This window comes from Crossiella cryophila (genome assembly GCF_014204915.1).
Classification (GTDB): Bacteria; Actinomycetota; Actinomycetes; order Mycobacteriales; family Pseudonocardiaceae; genus Crossiella; species Crossiella cryophila.
On sequence record NZ_JACHMH010000001.1, the window covers coordinates 2118288 to 2138376 of the forward strand.

Sequence of the window (20089 nt, forward strand, 5' to 3'; positions counted from 1 at the left end):
CGCGTACCGTATGCACCATGTGCGGGCGGTACTCGGCGGTGAAGGACCCGGCTCGGCTGGTGGAGGAGTTCGGCGCGGCGGACGCGACCGGCGGCCTGATCAACGGGCCGGACTACAACGTCGCGCCGACCAAACCGGTGATCGCCGTGGTGCAGCGGCACCCACGCGACGCCGAGGGCAACCCCGACCCGGACACCACCGAACGCACCCTGCGGGTGATGCGCTGGGGGCTGGTGCCCAAGTGGGCCAAGGATCCCGGCATCGCGGCCAAGATGATCAACGCCCGGTCCGAGACCGCGGCCGAGAAGCCCGCCTACCGCACCTCGGTCAAGCACTACCGCTGCCTGATGCCTGCCGACGGCTGGTACGAGTGGCAGCAGGAGGGCGGCGTCAAGCAGCCCTTCTACGTGACCAACCCGGACGGCTCCAGCCTGGCCATGGCCGCGCTGTGGGCCACCTGGCGCCGGCCGGGCGCGCCGGATGAGTCCCCGCTGGTCACCTGCGCGGTGCTCACCACCGACGCCTTCGGCCCGCTCGCCGGGATCCATCACCGGATGCCGTTGCTGCTGCCGCCGGAGAAGTGGGCCGACTGGCTGGACCCGGACCGCGGCGAGGTCGCCGACCTGCTCGCCCCGCCCGCGCCCGAACTGATCGAGGCACTGGAACTGCGGCCGGTGTCCACCGCGGTCAACAACGTCCGCAACAACACCGCCGAGCTGATGGACCGGGTCGAACCCGGCTCGGTCCAGCTCGACCCCGCGCCCAAGCGCAAGGCCCCGGCGAAGAAGAAGCAGCCCGCTGACGACGGCCAGGCCCTCTTCGAGCTGCCATGACCAGGATGGAGCTGGCCACCCCGCACGGCCCGGCCAGGGCCGAACTGCACTGCGCCGCCGAGGGCAGGGCCGCGCTGCTGCTCGGCCACGGCGCGGGCGGCGGCATCGACGCGCCCGACCTGGTCGCCGCGACCAGGGCCGCCACCGCCGCCGGGGTGCACGTGGTGCTGGTCGAACAGCCCTACCGGGTGGCGGGCCGCCGCGCGCCCGCCCCGGCCAAACAGCTCGACGCGGCCTGGCTGGCCGTGGTCGGGGAACTCGCGACCAGCTGGTGCGACGGCCTGCCGATGATCTTCGGCGGCCGGTCCTCCGGGGCCAGGGTGGCCTGCCGCACCGCCGCGCCCGGTCAGGCCGCGGCCGTGCTGTGCCTGGCCTTCCCGGTGCATCCGCCGGGCAAGCCGGAGAAGTCCCGGATGCCCGAACTGGACGGCATCGAGGTGCCCGCGCTGGTCGTGCAGGGCGTGCAGGACCCCTTCGGCATGCCCGCTGCGGGTCACCACCGCGAACTGGTCACGCTGGCCGGGGACCACAGCCTCAAGGCCGACGTCGAGGGCGTCTACCGCGCGGTCGCCGACTGGCTGCCCAGGGTGCTGCGCCCACTCGACTAACGCAGCGGGTCGTCGGTGCGCAGCCGGGCCTGCTCGGCGGCGATGTCGTAGGCGGGCGGCGGGAACTTCGGGTCCAGCTCGCGCATGGTCTCCAGCAGCAACCGGCTCACCGCCCAGTTCCGGTACCACTTCCGGTCCGCGGGCACCGCGTACCAGGGCGTGGCCGAGCAGTTCTTCAGTGCCGCGGTGTATGCCTGCTGGTACTTCGACCACTTGGACCGGGCGTCGATGTCGGCCGGGTTGTACTTCCAGTGCTTGCGCGGATCGTCCAGCCGGGCCAGCAACCGCTCCCGCTGCACCTCCGGCGAGATGTGCAGGAAGCACTTCAGCACCGCCACCCCGGCCTCGGCCAGCTCGTGCTCGAACTCGTTGATCTCCCGGTACCTGGCACGCAGTTCGGCCGCGGTGCGCAGGCCCTCGACCTTGGGCACCAGCACGTCCTCGTAGTGCGAGCGGTCGAACACACCGATCCGCCCCGGCTCCGGCAGCACCTTGCGCACCCGCCACAGGAAGTGGTGCCTGGCCTCGGCCCTGGTCGGCTTCTTGAACGAGGCGATGTGCACGCCCTGCGGGTTCACCAGCCCGAGCACGTGCCGGATGGTGCCGCCCTTGCCGGAGGTGTCCATGCCCTGCAACACCAGCAGCACCGCGCGGGCGTCCTCGGCGTAGAGCGCCTCCTGCAGGTCCTCCAGCTCGGCGCCGGTGGCGAGCAGGTCCTCGGCGGCGTCCTTCTTGGTCTTCGGACCGATCGGCCTGCCAGCCGGGTCCAGGGCGGACAGGTCCACCGCAGTCAGCCGCAGCACGTCCCGAACCGACTTCCTGGTCATGGCCGCAGCGTAGGGACCCGGCGGTGATCCCGCCTGTTCAGCCTGCCGCGATCGGCGCCAGCACCGCCTTGGTCAGGGTGGCCAGGTCAGCGGGGGCGAGTTCGACCTCCAGCCCGCGCCGCCCGGCACTGCAGAAGATCGTCTCGAAGCCCTGCGCGGAATCGTCGAGCACCAGCGGCAGCCGCTTCTTCTGCCCCAGCGGCGAGATCCCGCCCGCCACGTAGCCGGTGGCCCGCTCCGCGTCCGGGACCGCGGCCATCTTCGCCTTCTTGCCGCCCAGTGCCGCGGCCAGCGCCTTGAGGTCCAGCTGCGCGGTGACCGGCACCACACCCACCGCGAGCGCGCCGTCCACCTCGGCCACCAGGGTCTTGAACACCCGCTCGGGCGTCAGCCCCAGTGCTTCGGCGGCTTCCAGCCCGTAGGACTCGTGCCGGGGATCGTGCTCGTAGGAGTGCAGTGTGTGCGCGATCCGCTGCTTGACCAGCAGCGCGGTCGCCGGAGTGCCTCGTCCCGCCATGACCGCGGAGCTTAGATCCAGGCTTTGTGGCGCACACCGCCCGCCGGCCCGGAATGCCCGCGCACCGCGCCGCGTTGTGCGAATCGTGGGAACCGAGATGACCTGCCCGCTCCGCCCGGCCGCCGCGCGGCCCGGCCGAGGCGCGCTGCGCGGCGTATCCTCAGCACCATCGCCGGCATTTCCGATGGTGGAGCTGCCTGCGGTTGTTACCACAAGCCCAAGCCCACGCTCCGGCGTGCGGGAAGGGAGCCAGGTGCCAGGCACCGCACCAGAGACCAGAACCGGGGACGAGACAACGGATGACCGCGCGGCCCGCTTCGAGCGGGACGCGATGCCGTTGCTCGACCAGCTCTACGCGGCCGCGCTGCGGATGACCCGCAACCCGGCCGACGCCGAAGACCTCGTGCAGGAGACCTTCCTGAAGGCGTACTCCGCCTTCTCCTCCTTCGCCGAGGGCACCAACCTCAAGGCCTGGCTGTACCGCATCCTGACCAACACCTACATCAACGGGTACCGGCGCAAGCAGCGGCAGCCGCAGCAGTCGCCGACCGACGAGATCGCCGACTGGCAGCTGGCCCAGGCCGAACGGCACAGCAGCACCGGTCTGCGCTCGGCCGAGGTGGAGGCGCTGGACCGGCTGCCGGACAGCGATGTCAAGGACGCGCTGCAGCAGCTGCCGGAGGACTTCCGGATGGCGGTCTACCTCGCCGACGTCGAGGGGTTCGCGTACAAGGAGATCGCCGACATCATGGGCACGCCCATCGGCACCGTCATGTCCCGGCTGCACCGCGGCAGGCGTCAGCTCAAGGAACTGCTCACCGACGTGGCCAAGGACCGCGGTTTCCTGCGCGGCCGCGCCGCCCAGGAGGTGGCCGGGTCATGAGCTGCGACGAATCCGCCGAGACCAACTGCAAGGACGTACTCGCCGAGGTCTGGATGTTCCTGGACCAGGAGTGCGACCGGACCCGCCGCGAACTGCTGCGCCAGCACCTGGACGAGTGCAGCCCGTGCCTGGAGCAGTACGGCATCGACGAGTACCTCAAGGCCCTGCTGGCCCGGAAATGCGGTGGTGAGGCCGCCCCGGACACGCTGAAACAGCGGTTGCGCGCCTCCATCCGGCGGACCGTGCTGGAACAGGCCGAGGTCACCGTGGAATGCGGCCCGGACGGCAAGACCGTCGAGGTCTCCCTGCGGGTCGAGCGGATCGAACTGCACGAGCCGGTCAAACAGGACGACTGACCAGGCGCCAGACGCACGAAGCCCCCGAGGACCTGATGGTCCCGGGGGCTTTGTTCTGCCGGTTGGTCCGGCATGAACCACGATCAGGCGTTGGGACGCTTGCCGTGGTTGGCGCCGCGCTTCTTGCGGTCGCGCTTCTTGCGGGCGCGCTTGGACATCGCGTTCTCCTTGGTCCGGGACTTGCTTCCCCTCAGTCTGTCACGCCCGACGGCCGAGGTCGGCGGGGGGCTCGCCCCACCGGCTGGCCGACGGCGGGGCGCTGGTCGAGCACAATGGACCACCGTGTCCACCCTGAGTGAGTTGCTCGCCGAACACACCCGCCTGCCGGGCGCCGCCGTCGACCACCTGCAACTGGTGGTGGGGGAGTGGCAGCTGCTCTCCGACCTGTCCTTCGCCGACTTCCTGATGTGGGTGCCGCTGGAGGCGGCCACCGCGGAGGGGGTCGCCGAGGAGCGATTCCTGTGCGTGGCCCAGGCCCGTCCGCAGACCGCGCCCACCGCGCACCCCGAGGACATGGTCAGCACGGTGGTCGCCGCGCCGGACCACCCGCAGCTGCGCCGGGCTGTGGTCGAGGAGCGGATCTGCCGGGAGGAGGACCCGCGCTGGCACCTCGGCGTGCCGGTGCGCCGGGAGACCATCCCGGTCCGCTTCGGCGGCAAGGTGGTCGCGGTGCTCAGCCGGGACATCAACCTGGCCGTGCCCAGGGTGCCCAGCCCACTGGAGATCGCCTACCTGGGTAGCGCGGCCGATCTCTGCCAGATGATCGCCGACGGCACCTTCCCCGCGCCGGAGCCCTCGCCGGGCGCGCACACCAGTCCGCGCGTCGGCGACGGCCTGATCAGGCTCGATGCCGCAGGCACGGTGGTATTCGCCAGCCCGAACGCGCTCTCGGCCTACCACCGGATGGGCCACGCCGCCGACCTGGTCGGGGTGGCGCTCGCGCCGCTGACCCGCTCGCTGGTCTCCGACCCCTTCGACGCCACCGAGGTCGCGCAGCGGATGCGCACCGCGCTGGACGGCAACCCCAGCACCAGGGTGGAGGCCGAGGCCCGCGGCGCCACCGTGCTCTTCCGGGCGCTGCCACTGCGCCCGCGTGGCAAGGCGGCTGGCGCGTTGGTGCTGGTCCGCGACGTCACCGAGGTGACAAGGCGGGACCGGGCACTGATGTCCAAGGACGCGACCATCCGGGAGATCCACCACCGGGTCAAGAACAACCTGCAGACGGTGGCCGCGCTGCTGCGGCTGCAATCCCGCCGGACCAACAACACCGAGGCCCGGCAGGTGCTGGCCGAATCGGTCCGCCGGGTCACCTCGATCGCGCTGGTGCACGAGACGCTGTCCATGTCGGTGGACGAGCGGGTGTCCCTGGACGACGTGGTGGACCAGGTGATCCCGATGATGAGCGACGTGGCCACCGCCGAGACCAGGGTGGTGGTCCGCCGCGAGGGCAAATTCGGGGTGGTACAGGCAGAACTGGCCACACCTTTGGTGATGGTGCTGACCGAGCTGGTGCAGAACGCCTTCGAGCACGCCTACACCCCAGGCCAGCGCGGGGAGGTGGTGGTGCACGCGGAACGCTCGGCGAAGTGGCTGGACGTGGTCATCACCGACGACGGCCGTGGCCTGCCGCAGGGCTTCTCACTGGAGCGCACCGACCGGCTCGGCCTGCAGATCGTGCGCACCCTGGTCGAGTCCGAACTGCGGGGTTCGCTCAGCCTGCGCCGCCGGCAGGGGACCAAGGGCACCGAGGCGGTACTGCGGGTGCCGCTGCAACGCCGCCGTTAGACCATTAGAGATGTGGGTTTATCTAGTCATGTTTCTGCCAGTTCCAGCCGGGGTTTTCGCCGGAGAGGCAGAAAAAGCAACTGACCGGCACTCGTTCGCGCGAGTGCCGGTCAGTCGGCCGTTCGGAGGTTGCGACCCTCTCAGGCTCCAGTGCGAGCCCGGGTGCGGGCGTTGCGGCGCTTCAGCGCGCGTCGCTCGTCCTCGCTCATACCGCCCCAGACTCCCGCGTCCTGTCCAGACTCCAGCGCCCAGGTCAGGCAGTCGGACATCACGGGGCACCGGCGGCAGACGGTCTTCGCCTCGGCGATCTGGAGCAACGCAGGACCGCTGTTCCCAACGGGGAAGAACAGCTCGGGGTCCTCGTCGCGGCAGGTCGCGCGGTGGCGCCAGTCCATGGTTCCTTGCTCCTCGCTAGGCACATAGCAATAGTGCCGATAGTGGGTTTCGGGGGTGTTTGTGGGTGCTTGTGAATGCTTTCACGAACTACGGCAAAGTCAAGAGGCCCGATCCAATCCGGTGAGGCAACTCACCCGAAAGATCGACACGCACTTGCTTGGCGGTTTCAAAGGGTGACATTCCGCGCGCTGGCGAAGGTCACGCCCAGGTGACGACCCGATCACGCACAGGTCACACCGCGACGGACAGTGCCGCCGGCACGGACATGAACCGCACATCGGTCCGCTCGCCAAGAAGATCGCCGTCTACCTGGAGCCGGACCGGTTCCGCGCAGGTCACTCTAATCCACTCAACGTCATCCCGCCGCAACAAATTCCCGCCCTGCGGACTTCCGCCGGGCCGCAGGATCTGCCATACGTGCTTCACGACGGTGGGTACCCCGACGTTACGGAGAGCAAACACACCCAATCCGTCCTCGAAGGAGGAACCCGGATTGATCCGCAGCGGCCGCTCACCCAGGTAGGTCCACGGATCGGTGTTGGACACGAAGGCCAGGTGCAGCCCGGTCTCCGGTTCGCCGTCGGGCAGGTGCACGGTGAGCTTCGGGTGCCCGTGGTCCAGCTTGAAGTAGCTGGTGGCGGCCATCCGCGCGTAGAGCATCGGGGTGGCCTTCTTGACCCGGTGCCGTTCGACCCCGGCGACCACGTCGGCGTCCCAGCCCAGTCCGGCGTTGAAGGTGAACCAGCGGTCATCCGCCCGGCCCAGCCCGACCCGGCGACTCGCACCGGCCTCGATCGCCTGCAGCAACCGGTGCGTGGCCTCCACCGGATCGACCGGCAGACCCAGGGCGCGCGCGAAGACATTCGCGGATCCGCCCGGCACCACACCCAGCATCGGCACATCGTCCCGGACGCCGTCAGAGAGCAGTCCGTTCACGACCTCGTTGACCGTGCCATCCCCGCCGTGCGCCACCACGAGGTCAAAACCGTCGTGCGCGGCCTCGGCCGCGGCATCCGCCGCGTGCCCCCGGTAGCTGGTCTCGACGACGTCCAATTTCACGTCGCTGGCCAGTGCGTGGGCAATGACATCGCGCCCCGCCGCCGAGGTGGCGGTGGCCTGGGGATTGACCACTAGGAGTGCGCGCACGCCCTGAAGCGTATGACAGCCCGTGACGCCCCGCGCTCCACCCCTGACCCGATGGTGGAGGCCGAGCTGGGGCGTTGTGCCTGGATGATCACTGATATGCGGCGCAAGTCACGTCCGTGAGCTGCCAGATCGCCCCGAAAGAGCGATCCAGGGCCTGTGTGCGGAGCCGCGCACGCGATAGCCGCGCCGAGGCGGCCCCTGGCGGCACGGCCGGACCACCCGAATACGCCCGGTATGAGGGCGGCCCGGCCGCGCCACCAGGAACCACCTCGATCACGACTCTCACGCACGAGGCTCCGCACACAGGCCCTAGCCTGTCTGCATGTCGCAAGCCCTGGGTGCGCCGCGTGCGGTGCGTGTGGCGGGTCTCCTGGTCGGGTTGCAGGGCCTGGCGGGGGTGGTGCTGGTGCTCGCCCTGCTGGTGCGCGCACTCGACGGCGCGCCCAAACCGGGCAACGTCTTCGGTGAGGCCGCCTACTTCGCGGTGCTGACCGCCGGGGTGCTCGCGGCCGCGATCGGGCTGCTGCGCGGCAAGCGCTGGGCGCGCTCGCCCGCGGTGGTGGTGGAGATCCTGTTGCTGGGCGTGGCCTGGTACACCCTCGGGCCGTCCGGGCGCTGGCTGATCGGCTCGCTGGCCGCGATCTACTGCGCGGCCGTGCTGGTGCTGCTGTTCAGCACGCACGCGCGGGCCTGGGTGCTGGGCATCGGGCCGTACGACGACTCGGAGCGGCAGCCCGGCTGATCCGGCACTGGCTTGCGCGCCCTTGGCCTGACCACGCCCGAGGCCAGCGCCACCCCGATGATGACCAGCACCGCGGCGACCAGTCGCAGCGTGGTCAGCTCCTCGTTCAGCAGCAGCGCGGCCGAGGACATGCCGAACACCGGCACCAGCAACGAGAACGGCGCGACCGCGGTGGCCGGGTAGCTGCGCAGCAGGAAACCCCAGATGCCGAAGCCGGCCAGGGTCGCCGCCCAGCCCACGTAGAGCACCGCGCCGATCCCGGCCAGGTCCAGGTGCGCCAACGCGGTCAGCCCGGTGTCCACGCCCTCGAAGGTGGCCGAGAGCGCGAGCAGCGGCAGGATCGGCACCGCGCTGACCCAGACCATGAAGCGCAGCATGTCCGGCGGGGCCGCGTAGCGGGTGATGATGTTGGTCAGGCTCCACACCGCGGCCGCGCCGACCACCATCAGCAGCGCGCCCAGCGGGCTGCCCGCGCCGTAGTCGAGGATCACCAGCACCATGCCTGCCAGCGCGACCCCGGTCCCGGCCAGGCGCAGCGGGGTGGGCCGCTCCTTGAGCAGCAGCGCGGCGAAGAACACGGTGAACAGCACCTGGCTCTGCAGCACCAGCGAGGACAGTCCGGCCGGTGCGCCCGCGTACATGCCGCCGAAGAGCAGCCCGAACTTCACCACGCCCAGGGTCAGGCCCATCAGCAGCACCCAGCGCCAGGCCACCCGGGGCGAGCCGACGAAGAACAGCGCGGGCAGCGCGGCCACGGTGAAGCGCAGCGCGGAGAACAGGAACGGTGGCACCTCGGCCAGACCGACCTGGATGACCACGAAGTTGAGTCCCCAGATCAGCGCGACCAGGACGGCGAGGGCGACGTGTGCGGGCTTCACCAGCTCAGCCTGACCCGGCGGAGAGTTAAGCACCAGCGAAACTATCTACCCGGATCTGTTTAGTATTGCTTCATGCTCGATATCGGCAGACTGCGCGCGCTGCACGCCGTGGCAGTGCACGGCTCGGTCAACGCGGCCGCCGCCGCACTCGGCTACACCCCCTCCGCGGTGTCCCAGCAGCTGGCCAAACTGGAACGCGAGACCGGCACCACGCTGCTGGAACGCCGGGGCCGCGGCATCGCGCTCACCGACGCGGCCGCCGAGCTGGCAGGCACCGCCAAGGAGATCCTGGCCCTGGTCGAACAGGCCGAGGTGCGGCTGGAGGAACAGCGCGGCCAGCCGGTCGGGCGGCTCACCCTTGGCACCTTCGCCACCGCCGCCCGCGGCCTGCTGCCGGGGCCGCTGGCCGAACTGGCCCGCGAGTACCCGGAGCTGGACCTGCGGCTGACCGAACTGGACCCGCACCTGTCGCTGGACCTGGTCGCCAGGGGCGAGCTGGACCTGGCCGTGGTGCACGACTGGGAGAACACCCCGCTGCCCGTGCCCGAAGGGCTGGCCAGGGCCGACATCGGCGTGGACGTGGCCGATGTGCTGCTGCACGAGAGCCATCCGCTGGCCGCGCGGGCCGAACTGAGCCCGCTGGAACTCACCGGCGCGCGCTGGATCTGCCAGCCGCCCGGCTCGATCTGCCACGACTGGCTGATCCGCACCCTGCGCGGCGGCGGGGTGGAACCGGTGCTCGCGCACCAGGTCACCGAGTACCAGTCCCAGCTCGCGCTGGCCGCCAAGGGCCTTGGCGTGTGCCTGCTGCCCAGGCTCGGCCGCGGTCCGGTGCCCGCGCACGTGGTGGTCCGGCCGCTGGTCCCGACGCCGACCAGGCGGTTGTTCGCGGTGTGGCGGCAGCAGGCCACCCGGAGGCCGGCGATCTCGGTGACGGTGGCCGCGCTGCGTGCGCACTGGGCCGATCGGGACACCGCTCCTGCTCCGATGGGTTGATCACTCAAAGAAGGGACTGGGAGCGCCCGCGCGTGTCGTGCTCCAATCGATGTGTGACGCCTGACGGTCAGATCCCGCGACCGCGTACGTCCGTTGGCCGGGGCGGCCACGCGCTGCTCGCCCTCGGCCTCTTCGATCACGCCGAGGAGGATCTGCTCGGCTACGCGGGCTGGGCCGCTGGCAACTTCACCGCCGTGCAGGTGGTGCTGGTCGACCTGCCCGCGGCACACACCTACCGGGCGGTCGGCTACAAGACCCACCGCGCCCTGCACAAGGCCCGCAGCGAGGGCAAACGCCTGCAGGCCAGGGCCCGGCGCGCACTGGCCGTGCTCGGCCTGCCCGGTTCGCTGGTGGTGCCCTGGGCCGAGGTGGCCGCCCGCTACCGCTACCAGGTGCTCTTCGACCAGGTCCGGCACGCCTACGACAGCAGCCTGGTCTTCCGCGCGGCCTGCCTGCGGGCCACCGCGACCATGCTCGCCGACCGGGTGCCGGGCGCGCTGTGCTCCCGCGGCCAGGTGCAGATCGCCGTGCACTCCCTGCTGGCCGAACTGCCACTGGCCCTGGACGGCGCCGGGATCCTGGGCGTGCCCGAGTCCACCCGCTGCCAGCCCCGCCCGCTGGAACTCACCGAACTGCTCGCCGCCGCCCCACCCGAGTTGTGCCCACGGCCAGGCCAGCTCGCCCTGACCCTGCGCTCGGCGCCGGCTCAGCGGCCGAACACGGTGTCCGGATCGCAGTTGACCGAGATCTCGCAGTCGCAGTAACCACCCAGCTCGGCCAGCCCCTCGTCCAGGTCGGCCCAGTCCCGCCCGTGCGCGGCGGCCCAGACCTCGGCGAACCGGGTGCTGTGGTCGCAGCCGTGCAGTTCGACCGCGGCCTCCAGATCCGCCACGAGGTCGGCCAGCTCCTGCTCGGTGAGCGGGCACAGCGCGATCCGCCTGTCCCGCTCGGCGGCCTTGTGGGCCTCGCGCAACTGCTTCCGCCGCGCCTTGTCCTGGCTCATGCGCCCAGTTTCACCCGTGGCGAAACCGGCCGCGGGCCCGGTCTTCCCCGGCGAGCATGACGACGTTCCCACCGAAGGAGTCCCGCCGTGGCCATGGTCCGAGAAGTCGCCGACGAACGGGACGCGCTGCTGGCGTTCCTGGCCGAACAGCGCGCCGCCCTGCGCCGCAGCGTGCTCAACCTGACCGAGCAGACCGCCACCAGCCGCCCGCTGGTCAGCGAGCTGACCCTGGCCGGGCTGGTCAAACACGTGGCCGGCGTGGAACGCAACTGGCTGGACATCGTGCGTGGCGTGCACATCGGCGACCGCGGCCCGGTGCACGCGCTCGGCCCCGGCGAGACCGTGGCCCAGGCCCTGGCCGAACTCGCCGAGGTCGCCGCCCGCACCGAGGACCAGGTGCGCGAGCTGGACCTGGACCAGCCGGTGGACGTCGGCCTGCAGGGCCACCCATTGGTCGCCGGCAAGGTGCGCACCGTGCGCTGGGTGCTGCTGCACCTGATCACCGAGCTGGCCAGGCACGCCGGTCACGCCGACCTGCTGCGCGAGTCCCTGGACGGCGCCACCGCGTTCCAGCTGGTGGCCGCCGCCGGGGACCCGCTGATCACCTGAGTCAGGCCTGCTTGCCCAGCTCCGCCAGTGCGGCCCCGTCCACCCGGTAGACCGTCCACTCGTCCATGGCCACCGCGCCGAGGGACTTGTAGAAGTCGATGGCCGGTGTGTTCCAGTCCAGCACCGACCACTCGAACCGGGCGTAGCCGCGGCGCACGCACTCCTGGGCCAGCGCCACCAGCAACGCCTTGCCCAGCCCCGAACCCCGGTGCTCGGGCAGTACGAACAGGTCCTCCAGGTAGATGCCGTGCCTGCCCTCCCAGGTGGAGAAGTTCAGGAACCACAGGGCACAACCGACCACCACGCCGTCCAGTTCGGCGACGTGCCCGAACAGCGCCGGGCTGTCGCCGAACAGGGCGGTGCGCAGCTGGTCGGCGGTGATGGTGCAGGACTCCGGCGCGCGCTCGTACTCCGCGAGCCCCTCGATCAGTCCGATCACGGCGTCCACATCGGACGGCCGGACCCGGCGAATGCGCTCGTCGGTCACGGTTTTCCTCCCCAGTGCTAGGCGGTCGGCAGGTTGAGCCGCACGAGTTGCGGCACACCCCGCTCGAATCCCAGCACAGCGATCCCCGCCGTGCCCAACCCGAACCGCACCCCGGCCGTCGCGGGCAGCTCCAGCCACCGCGCCACCAGCACCCGGCTGAAGTGCCCGTGCCCGACCAGCACCACGTCGGTCTCCGGCAACAACGCCCGCACCCGGTCCAGCAACCGGTCGGCGCGGGCGGTGACCTGTTCGGCGGATTCGCCGCCGGGGATCGGGTGCGTCCAGACGGTCCAGTCCGGCACGGACTCGCGGATCCGCGGTGTGGTCAGGCCCTCGTAGTCGCCGTAGTCCCACTCGGCCAGGTCCTCGGTGACCTCGTCGACGGTGAGCCCGGCCAGCTCGGCGGTCACCCTGGCGCGGTCGCGCGGGCTGGCCAGGACCCGGCCCTTGACGCCGAGCGCGGCCAGGGTACGGCCGGCGGCCTCGGCCTGGGCGCGGCCTTGCGGGGTGAGCGGGATGTCGGTGCGGCCGGTGTGCTGACCGGAGCGGGACCACTCGGTCTCACCGTGCCGCAGCAGGTAGACGGTGGGCTCCCGGTGCTCGTCGTGGGTCACGCCGCCGATTCTGCGCCGAGTTGCCCAGGACAGCGAGACGCCCCAGCCACCACCCGGGTGACTGGGGCGTCCCACCACACGAATCAGGCCGCCTTCTTGGTCTCCCAGAAGATGGTGGAGATCTGTTCGATGTAGTCCAGCAGTTCAGCGCCGGTCTTGGGGTCGGTGGACCCCTTGGCGCCACCGGCGCCCGCGGCCTTGGTGGCCCGGTTGAACAGTTCGTGCAGTTCCGGGTACTTCTCGAAGTGCGGTGGCTTGAAGTAGTCCGTCCACAGCACCCACAGGTGGTGCTTGACGAGTTCGCAGCGCTGTTCCTTGATCTCGATCGCGCGCTGGCGGAACTCCGGGTCCTCGTTGGACTGGAACTTCTCCTGGATCGCCTTGACCGACTCGGCCTCGATCCGCGCCTGGGCTGGGTCGTACACGCCGCACGGGAGGTCGCAGTGCGCGGTGACCTCCAGACGCGGGGCGAGGATGCGCGACAACAGTCGCATCATGTCCTCCTGAACAATGGATGCTCCGACGCGGGTGACCCTACTCCGGGCGTACCGGACCGGCAGGCGGAGGTGATCGTCCTGGGGCTCGGGCTTCTGCCGGTGCGCAGGTTGCTGGTGCGCGGGCCGTCCATGGCTCCGGCGCTGGCCGACGGGGATGTCGTGCTGGTCCGGCGGGGTGTCCGGCCGCGGGCCGGGGATGTGGTGCTGGTGCGCTGGGCGGCGCGGCCGGGGCAGTTGTCCGTCAAGCGGGCGGTGCGGCCGGTCGCCGGCGGCTGGTGGGTGTTGGGGGACAACACCTTCGGCTCCACCGACTCCGCCGCACTCGGCGCGGCCGAGGTGCTCGGGGTGGTGCGCTGGCGGCTGTGGCCGCGGCCGGGACGGGTGCGGCGGCGGGGCTGAGGCAGGCCCGCCAGGTCGTGGCGACGGTGGCCGACCTGGCGGGGGTGGGGAGCGTCAGGCGTTGGCGCGCAGGCTGGCGTAGTGGTCAACGCAGGTCTGGTACTTGGGCAGCAGACCGGCTGCCTCGGCCTCGGCCAGGCTGGGCGCGTCGGTGTCCTTGGCCGAGAGCACCGGCGCGGCGCCGTCCAGGTACTCCGCCCATGGCAGGCCCAGTGCCGGGTCCAGCGGGTTGATCGCGTGCTCGCGCGCGGGGGTGAACGGGGTCGAGCACAGGTAGTTCATCACCGTGTCGTCCTCCAGGGCGAGGAAGCAGTGCCCGAGACCCTCGCTGATGTAGATCGAGTTGTAGGTCTCCGAGGACAGCCGCACCGCCTCCCACTTGCCGAAGGTCGGCGAGCCCAGCCGGATGTCGATGACGATGTCGATCAGGGCGCCGCGGGCGCAGTAGATGTACTTGGCCTGTCCCGGCGGGGTGTCGGCGAAGTGCACACCGCGGATGACCCCGCGGCGGGACACCGAGTGGTTGCTCTGGGCCAGCGGCAGCGGGTATCCGACGGTCTCGGCGACCAGGTCGGCCTGGAACGGAACCACCAGAAGTCCGCGGTCGTCCGGAAAACTTTTCGGAGTGAATTCGTACGCATCGGGGATCGTCATTTTCCGCACCTGCATGGTGCTTGAGCTTACGGCGCGAGTCCCGCGACCTGCGGAGGACCGCCTGTGGCGGAAACAAGCCGGACGGACGTCTTGCAAAACACGTCCTGACCTGCGCCGGAAGGAAAAAGGTAACTGTGATCCCCGCCGCAGACACGATCAGGAAGTGGTGCCACACTGTCGACACCGCAGCGTGTGTTGATCACCGGACTCCACCCCGTAGTCCAGTGGTCGACCCGTTGATCCCGCGAAACGCCAGGGTGCGACAGCGTCCGGCGGACCGCGTCACGTGCCTATTCGGGCACGCCCACAACTCTCGCCCCCTCCAGGAGGGACGCTGTGACAACCGTGGACGACCAGGCCACCGGTCAGCTCACCGATGAGGAGATCTTCTCCGCGCACGAGGCCGGCAAGCTCGCGATCGCCCCGACCGCCTCACTCGCCGACCCGCGTGCGCTGTCCATCGCCTACACGCCGGGGGTGGCCAAGGTCAGCCTGGCCATCGCGGCCGACCCGAGCCTCGCCGCCCGCTACACCTGGACCCACCGCCTGGTGGCCGTGGTGAGCGACGGTACCGCGGTGCTCGGCCTCGGCGACATCGGCCCGCGCGCCTCCCTGCCCGTGATGGAGGGCAAGTCCGCGCTGTTCAAGACCTTCGGCGGACTCGACTCGATCCCGCTGGTGCTGGACACCACCGACGTGGACGAGATCGTGGAGACGCTGGTCCGGCTGCGCCCCTCCTTCGGCGCGGTCAACCTGGAGGACGTGGCCGCACCGCGCTGCTTCGAGCTGGAGGCGCGGCTGATCGAGGCGCTGGACTGCCCGGTCATGCACGATGACCAGCACGGCACCGCGATCATCGTGCTGGCCGCCCTGCGTGGCGCCGCTGCCGCGCTCAAGCGCGAGTTCGCCCCGCTCAAGGTGGTCATCTCCGGCGCGGGCGCGGCTGGGGTGGCCTGCGCGAAGATCCTGCACGCGGCCGGGGTCGCGGACGTGGCCGTGCTCGACTCCCGCGGCATCATCAGCAAGGGACGGGACGGGCTCAACCCGGTCAAGGCCGAACTGGCCGAGATCACCAACCCGCGTGGCCTGACCGGTGCCCTGGACGAGGCGCTCAAGGGCGCGGACGTGTTCATCGGGCTGTCCTCCTCCAAGGTCGGACTGGAGCAGATCCAGCTCATGGCCGCGGACTCCATCGTGTTCGCGCTGTCCAACCCGGATCCGGAGATCCACCCGGAACTGGCCGCCCAGCACGCCGCGGTGGTCGCCACCGGCCGCAGCGACTTCCCCAACCAGATCAACAACGTGCTCGCCTTCCCCGGCGTGTTCCGCGGCGCGCTGGACTGCGGCGCCCGGCGGATCACCGAGAACATGAAGCTGGCCGCGGCCGAGGCCATCTTCCAGGTCGCCGCCGAGGACCTGTCGGTGGACGCGATCGTGCCCAGCGCCCTCGACCCGCGCGTTCCGCTCGAAGTCGCCGCCGCGGTGGCCGAAGCGGCCCGCCGGGACGGGGTAGCCTGAAAGGGTCGGGGCACAAGGTTCACCGGGTTACCGAGCGTTCCGGCTACTCAGCGCTATCACTGACCGAGTGAAGGCAGTTCTCCCAGCTCTTGGCGTTTGTCAAGTTGCCGCTGAATTGCCAACTCTGGGGGGTGGGCCAACCGGGTCCCACCTACTACCTTCACTCGTTCAGGTAGGCATCCGGGTGGGGGTTGGCGTGGCCACCCCGACTCGGGTGCACTGCTGAGACAGCCGCCGGCCGGGCCACCCTGCGCCGCGGCGGTCGATGCGGAAGGGTGGACATGGTGACCGAGCAGGTCCAGCGGGCGTTGCGGGGACCGCACGTGCTCGAACCCGCGGAGGCCGCTGCGCCATGTCCGGACAACGGCGCCCCGGCCACCGCCGAGGAGGTCGGCCCGGCCGCCGACGCCGACTCGGTGGAGTCCCTGGAGATCGCTTTCCCGGACGCCGCCGCGCTGCTCTGTGACGCCAACACCTACGTGGTCAGGGCGAACAAGGCCGCCGCCGAACTGGCAGGCGCCACCGTGGACGAACTCATCGGCCTCGAGCTGGGCGCGCTGCTGATCGGCGCCGACCCGGACACCAGACTGTGCCGCCCGGCAGGCGGCGAGGTGCCGGTGCGGGTGGTCCGGCTGCCCGCGCCAGGGCTGGGCAGGCAGATCGTGCTGCTGGTGGACATCTCCGACCTGGCCAGCGCCGCGCAGGACCTGCGCGAGGAGGAGCGCCGGCTCAACGACGTGCAGCGGGTCGCCGGGATCGCCTCCTGGGAGTTCGACCCGGCCACCGGCGAGACCATCTGGTCGGCCAACCACTACGACATCCTCGGCCTGACCCCCGGCACGGTCACCCCTGGTGCGCAGGCCGTGCTGGACGTGGCCCACCCCGAGGACCGGGACCTGGTCGCGGCCTACTGGAGCGATCACAAGCACTCCGGCGACGCCATCGACATCGAGTACCGGGTGATCCGCCCGGACGGGAACATCCGGCGCATCCGCGGTGAGGCCAAATCGCACTGCGACGCCCGCGGCGAACTGGTCCGGATCACCGGCTACATCCGGGACATCACCGAGGCGTGGCTGGTGGAGAACGAGCTGGCCAAGGAGCGGGTCCGGCTGCTGGAGGCACAGCGGATCGCGCGCATGGGCAGCTGGACCTACGAGGTCGCCGCGGGCACGATCTACCGCAGCGAGGCGCTGATCGAGCTGTTCGACGAGGTCGGTTCGGTGCCGGACAACGACATCCTCTCCGGCGTGCACCCCGGCGACCTCAAGGCGCTGGCCGATCTGCGGGACCGGCTGCTGGTGGCCGAGCACGGCGAGACCGCCGAGACCGAGTTCCGCGGCGAGCTGGGCGACAAGGTCTACATGCTGCGGGTGCGCGCCGAGCACGGCGAGGACCGCAAGGTGGCCCGGTTGCAGGCCACCGTGCAGAACGTGACCGAGCAGCGCGCGCTGGAACGCCAGCTGCTGCGCGACCGGCGCAGGCTGGACGACGCGCAGCGGGTGTCCCGGCTGGGCACCTGGGAGTGGTACCCGGGCACCGGCGAGACCTCCTGGTCGGAGATGCTCTTCGAGCTGTACGGCGTGCCGCCCGGCCAGCGCACCACCTACCAGGACTACCTCAACCTGGTGCACCCAGAGGACCGGCAGTGGGTGGACGAGCTGTGGCAGCAGCTCGCCGCGGACGAGCAGCCGGTGGAGTGCGAGCACCGGCTGGTGCGCGGGGACGGCGCGGTGCGGGTCTTCCGCTGTCACGGCGCCGCGGTGCTCTCGCCGGAGGGCGTCACGGTGATGGTGGGCACCGCCCAGGACATCACCGAGCAGCGGGTGGTGGAGACCCGGATGCAGCGCTCCAGCCAGCGCTTCGCCGATCTGGTCTCGGTCACCCCGGTGGGCATCGGCATCTTCGACGACAGCGAACGGCTGGTCGACGCCAACGACGCGCTGTGCGAGCTGCTCGGCTTCGACCTGGAGCAGCTGCGCGGGATGACCGCCGAACAGCTCACCCACCCCGACGAGCCCGCCGAACAGCTCTCCGTCGGCGCGCTGATGGCCGCCGAGGACCAGAAGAACCTCAAGATCCCGCAGCGGGTGCTGCTGCGTTCGGACAACGAGCCGGTCTACTGTGAACTGCACGTGGCGCTGTCCGTGCAGGACGACGGCCGCCGGTTCTCCCTGGTGGTCTTCCAGGACATCACCGAGCGCAGGCGCACCGCCGAGGCGCTCAAGCACCAGGCCACCCACGACGACCTGACCGGCCTGCCCAACCGGGCCGCGGTCAAGGAGCTGCTGGCCGGACTGCTGCACGGCGACCACCCGCACGGGGTCGCGGTGCTGTTCTGCGATATCGACAACTTCAAGCGGGTCAACGACTCCCTCGGCCACGACGCCGGGGACGAGTTGCTGGTGGTGCTGGCCAGGCGGCTGGAGGGCGGCCTGCCAAAGGGCTGCACCGCGGCCAGGCTCTCCGGCGACGAGTACGTGATCATCTGCGAGAACATCGACGAGGTCGGCGGGGTGGACGCGCTGGCCACCAAGGTCTCCAGCCTGCTGCGCACGGTGGTCCCGGTGCACGGCCAGCTGGTCCGGATCTCCGCCTCGATCGGCGCCGCGGTGCCCAACGGCTCCCGCGCCACCGGCGATGACCTGCTGCGCTTCGCCGACGCGGCCATGTTCGAGGCCAAGCGGCGGGGCGCCGGGCGGGTCTCGCTGGCCAGTGCCGCGCTGATGGCCTCGGCGGACTGGCAGGTGCACCTGGAGGGTCAGCTGCGGGACGCGCTGGCCCGCGACGGCCTTGCCCTGCACTTCCAGCCGGTGGTGGATCCCTCCGGCACCATCGTCACGGCCGAGGCGCTGGTCCGCTGGCCGCACCCGGATCGCGGCCTGCTCTCCCCCGATGTGTTCCTGCCGGTGGCCGAACAGGGCGACCTGCTGCGCGAGCTGGACCGCTGGGTGCTGCGCACCGCGTTGAAGGAGGCGGCGAACTGGCCGTCGGCCAACGGCGCCAAGGCCCCTGGCGTAGCGGTCAACCTGGCCGGGCTGCTGCCGGGTGACCAGGACTTCGTGGACATCGTGGCCACCGCGGTGGCCGAGGCGGGCATCGAGTGGGACCGGGTGATCCTGGAGCTGGTGGAGACCAGCCTGGTCGACCTGCCGTCCAAGACCAGGGCGGTGATGGCCGAGCTGGTCGAGCGTGGGGTGCGCTTCGCGGTGGACGACTTCGGCACCGGCTACTCCTCGCTGGCCCGGCTCAAGGACCTGCCCGCGCAGATCATCAAGGTGGACCGGCGGTTCGTCGCCGGGGTCGGCAAGGACCCCTCGGACTTCGCGGTGGCCCGCGCGGTGGTGGACATGGCCCGCGCGATGGGCCGCAGCTGCGTGGCCGAGGGCGTGGAGACCGCGACCCAGTTCAACATCCTGCAGGGCGTCGGTGTGGACGCCTACCAGGGCTGGCTGTTCTCCAGGGCGGTGCCGCCGAGGGAGTTCCGCGCGGTGCTCTCGCTCGGGCGGCTGCACGTGCCCAAGGCGGACTCCGGCGTCTAGCCGAGACTCGCCGCGGCGGTGCGGATCAGCCTGGCCACCGCGGCCGGGCGGGAGACCGGGGCCAGGTGGCCGGTGTCGAGTTCGACCGTGCGCGCGCCCATCCGCCCGGCCACGAATCGCTGGAGTTCGGGTGCGGTGGTCCGGTCCCGCCGGGACACCGCGTACCAGGACGGCTTGTGCCGCCAGGCCGCGATGCTGGTCCGGCCGGCGAACAGGGTGGCGGCCACCCGGCCCTGCGCGGCGTAGAGCGCGCGGGCCTGGCGGGGTGGCACGTCGACCGCGAAGTCGCGCAGGAAGGCCGTTTCGGTGAGTCGCCGGAAGCCGCCGGACTCGATGATCCCGGCGTTGGCCGGCGGGGTGGGGAAGTGGGCGGCGAGCGCGGCGTAGTCCTCGTCCACCTCGGGGGCGCGGGCGGCCAGGTAGACCAGACCGGCCACGTTGGGGTGCAGCCCGGCCTGGGTGATGACCGCGCCGCCCCAGGAGTGCCCGGCCAGCACGGCCGGTCCGGTCAGCTCGTCGAGCACCCGGTTGGTCGCGGCCACGTCCTCGGCCAGCGAGGTGAGCGGGTTCTGCACCGAGGTCACCCGCAGGCCGGCGTCCTGCAGGCGCTCGATGACCGCGCCGAAGCAGGAGCCGTCGGCGTAGGCGCCGTGCACCAGCACCACCTCCCGCACGCCGCGCGGGGTGGCCGCCGCGGCCGGCAGGCCGGTCATCGAGGTCAGTGCCGCGCCCGCGCCCAGCGCGGTGAACGCCCTTCTGCTGATCATGTCCCGAAGCTAGCCCCGGAACCCGCGCCGCC

24 protein-coding genes are annotated in these 20089 nt (G+C 71.1%); 12 read left to right on the forward strand and 12 right to left on the reverse strand.

The genetic code is table 11. The features are described from left to right. Nucleotides 1–17 precede the first annotated feature (17 nt). Together HNR67_RS09980 and HNR67_RS09985 are read left to right on the forward strand one after the other, a co-directional pair. On the forward strand, nt 18–833 hold the full coding sequence (locus HNR67_RS09980; protein WP_185001766.1) for an SOS response-associated peptidase: 816 nt from the start codon (nt 18–20) through the stop codon (nt 831–833). Continuing rightward, nucleotides 830–1441, forward strand: coding sequence for an alpha/beta hydrolase family protein (locus tag HNR67_RS09985; protein WP_185001767.1), 612 nt, complete (start codon nt 830–832; stop codon nt 1439–1441). The genes HNR67_RS09980 and HNR67_RS09985 overlap by 4 nt, the downstream gene beginning before the upstream one ends. Here HNR67_RS09985 and HNR67_RS09990 read toward each other — a convergent pair. Together HNR67_RS09990 and ybaK are read right to left on the reverse strand one after the other, a co-directional pair. Then, on the reverse strand, nt 1438–2268 hold the full coding sequence (locus HNR67_RS09990) for a PPK2 family polyphosphate kinase (RefSeq protein ID WP_185001768.1): 831 nt from the start codon (nt 2266–2268) through the stop codon (nt 1438–1440). The genes HNR67_RS09985 and HNR67_RS09990 overlap by 4 nt on opposite strands. 37 nt (nt 2269–2305) lie before the next feature. Continuing rightward, on the reverse strand, nt 2306–2785 hold the full coding sequence (gene ybaK / locus HNR67_RS09995; RefSeq protein ID WP_185001769.1) for a Cys-tRNA(Pro) deacylase: 480 nt from the start codon (nt 2783–2785) through the stop codon (nt 2306–2308). A gap of 184 nt (nt 2786–2969) precedes the next feature. On the opposite strand from ybaK, the gene HNR67_RS10000 reads away from it, so the two are divergent. After that, nucleotides 2970–3668 carry a sigma-70 family RNA polymerase sigma factor gene (locus HNR67_RS10000; protein WP_185001770.1) on the forward strand — a complete coding sequence of 233 codons (699 nt, stop codon included), beginning with the start codon at nt 2970–2972 and terminating at the stop codon, nt 3666–3668. Next, a complete protein-coding gene (gene rsrA, locus HNR67_RS10005; RefSeq protein WP_185001771.1) occupies nt 3665–4024 on the forward strand; it encodes a mycothiol system anti-sigma-R factor in 360 nt (119 codons plus the stop codon). Before HNR67_RS10000 ends, rsrA begins: the two co-directional genes overlap by 4 nt. Nucleotides 4025–4107: 83 nt before the next feature. On the opposite strand, the gene HNR67_RS46625 is transcribed toward rsrA, so the two are convergent. Further along, nucleotides 4108–4182: a 50S ribosomal protein bL37 gene (locus tag HNR67_RS46625; RefSeq protein WP_143174383.1), complete on the reverse strand. Its 75-nt coding sequence runs from the start codon at nt 4180–4182 to the stop codon at nt 4108–4110. Between the two features lie 124 nt (nt 4183–4306). On the opposite strand from HNR67_RS46625, the gene HNR67_RS10010 reads away from it, so the two are divergent. Further along, nucleotides 4307–5809, forward strand: coding sequence for a sensor histidine kinase (locus tag HNR67_RS10010; protein ID WP_185001772.1), 1503 nt, complete (start codon nt 4307–4309; stop codon nt 5807–5809). Between the two features lie 140 nt (nt 5810–5949). Here the strand turns inward: HNR67_RS10010 and HNR67_RS10015 are convergent, their stop codons facing one another. After that, the gene (locus HNR67_RS10015) at nt 5950–6204 is read right to left on the reverse strand and encodes a WhiB family transcriptional regulator (RefSeq protein ID WP_185001773.1); all 255 of its coding nucleotides are present in this window, start codon (nt 6202–6204) and stop codon (nt 5950–5952) included. 232 nt (nt 6205–6436) lie between these two features. Then, nucleotides 6437–7351 carry a diacylglycerol/lipid kinase family protein gene (locus HNR67_RS10020; protein ID WP_185001774.1) on the reverse strand — a complete coding sequence of 305 codons (915 nt, stop codon included), beginning with the start codon at nt 7349–7351 and terminating at the stop codon, nt 6437–6439. A gap of 322 nt (nt 7352–7673) precedes the next feature. On the opposite strand from HNR67_RS10020, the gene HNR67_RS10025 reads away from it, so the two are divergent. After that, nucleotides 7674–8093 (forward strand): hypothetical protein, encoded by a 420-nt coding sequence (locus HNR67_RS10025; protein ID WP_185001775.1) that lies wholly within the window; start codon nt 7674–7676, stop codon nt 8091–8093. On the opposite strand, the gene HNR67_RS10030 is transcribed toward HNR67_RS10025, so the two are convergent. Beyond that, a complete protein-coding gene (locus HNR67_RS10030; protein ID WP_185001776.1) occupies nt 7994–8971 on the reverse strand; it encodes an EamA family transporter in 978 nt (325 codons plus the stop codon). The two genes, HNR67_RS10025 and HNR67_RS10030, sit on opposite strands and share 100 nt — an antisense overlap. A gap of 72 nt (nt 8972–9043) precedes the next feature. Between HNR67_RS10030 and HNR67_RS10035 the strand changes: the two genes are divergently transcribed. Next, nucleotides 9044–9967: a LysR family transcriptional regulator gene (locus HNR67_RS10035; RefSeq protein ID WP_185001777.1), complete on the forward strand. Its 924-nt coding sequence runs from the start codon at nt 9044–9046 to the stop codon at nt 9965–9967. Nucleotides 9968–10020: 53 nt separating this feature from the next. Next, nucleotides 10021–10731, forward strand: coding sequence for a tRNA-dependent cyclodipeptide synthase (locus HNR67_RS10040; RefSeq protein WP_185001778.1), 711 nt, complete (start codon nt 10021–10023; stop codon nt 10729–10731). Here HNR67_RS10040 and HNR67_RS10045 read toward each other — a convergent pair. Beyond that, a complete protein-coding gene (locus HNR67_RS10045) occupies nt 10674–10970 on the reverse strand; it encodes a DUF2695 domain-containing protein (protein ID WP_246492488.1) in 297 nt (98 codons plus the stop codon). The genes HNR67_RS10040 and HNR67_RS10045 overlap by 58 nt on opposite strands. A gap of 93 nt (nt 10971–11063) precedes the next feature. Between HNR67_RS10045 and HNR67_RS10050 the strand changes: the two genes are divergently transcribed. Then, a complete protein-coding gene (locus tag HNR67_RS10050) occupies nt 11064–11579 on the forward strand; it encodes a mycothiol transferase (protein ID WP_185010440.1) in 516 nt (171 codons plus the stop codon). 1 nt (nt 11580) lies between these two features. Here HNR67_RS10050 and HNR67_RS10055 read toward each other — a convergent pair whose 3' ends face one another. From HNR67_RS10055 to sodN, 3 genes are all read right to left on the reverse strand, one after another. After that, nucleotides 11581–12066 (reverse strand): GNAT family N-acetyltransferase, encoded by a 486-nt coding sequence (locus HNR67_RS10055; protein ID WP_185001779.1) that lies wholly within the window; start codon nt 12064–12066, stop codon nt 11581–11583. 17 nt (nt 12067–12083) lie between these two features. Continuing rightward, a complete protein-coding gene (locus HNR67_RS10060; RefSeq protein WP_185001780.1) occupies nt 12084–12680 on the reverse strand; it encodes an acid phosphatase in 597 nt (198 codons plus the stop codon). Nucleotides 12681–12763: 83 nt separating this feature from the next. Then, the gene (gene sodN / locus HNR67_RS10065; protein WP_185001781.1) at nt 12764–13174 is read right to left on the reverse strand and encodes a superoxide dismutase, Ni; all 411 of its coding nucleotides are present in this window, start codon (nt 13172–13174) and stop codon (nt 12764–12766) included. 102 nt (nt 13175–13276) lie between these two features. On the opposite strand from sodN, the gene HNR67_RS10070 reads away from it, so the two are divergent. Then, nucleotides 13277–13576: a S26 family signal peptidase gene (locus HNR67_RS10070; protein ID WP_312986903.1), complete on the forward strand. Its 300-nt coding sequence runs from the start codon at nt 13277–13279 to the stop codon at nt 13574–13576. A 54-nt stretch (nt 13577–13630) separates the two neighbouring features. Here HNR67_RS10070 and HNR67_RS10075 read toward each other — a convergent pair whose 3' ends face one another. Then, nucleotides 13631–14245 carry a dTDP-4-dehydrorhamnose 3,5-epimerase family protein gene (locus HNR67_RS10075; protein WP_185001782.1) on the reverse strand — a complete coding sequence of 205 codons (615 nt, stop codon included), beginning with the start codon at nt 14243–14245 and terminating at the stop codon, nt 13631–13633. A gap of 321 nt (nt 14246–14566) precedes the next feature. Here HNR67_RS10075 and HNR67_RS10080 point away from each other — a divergent pair, with 321 nt between their 5' ends. Both HNR67_RS10080 and HNR67_RS10085 read left to right on the forward strand, forming a co-directional pair. Then, a complete protein-coding gene (locus HNR67_RS10080; protein ID WP_185001783.1) occupies nt 14567–15748 on the forward strand; it encodes an NAD(P)-dependent malic enzyme in 1182 nt (393 codons plus the stop codon). Nucleotides 15749–16032: 284 nt separating this feature from the next. Continuing rightward, on the forward strand, nt 16033–19290 hold the full coding sequence (locus HNR67_RS10085) for a bifunctional diguanylate cyclase/phosphodiesterase (RefSeq protein ID WP_312986906.1): 3258 nt from the start codon (nt 16033–16035) through the stop codon (nt 19288–19290). On the opposite strand, the gene HNR67_RS10090 is transcribed toward HNR67_RS10085, so the two are convergent. Then, nucleotides 19287–20057, reverse strand: coding sequence for an alpha/beta fold hydrolase (locus HNR67_RS10090; protein ID WP_185001784.1), 771 nt, complete (start codon nt 20055–20057; stop codon nt 19287–19289). The genes HNR67_RS10085 and HNR67_RS10090 overlap by 4 nt on opposite strands. Nucleotides 20058–20089 lie beyond the last annotated feature (32 nt).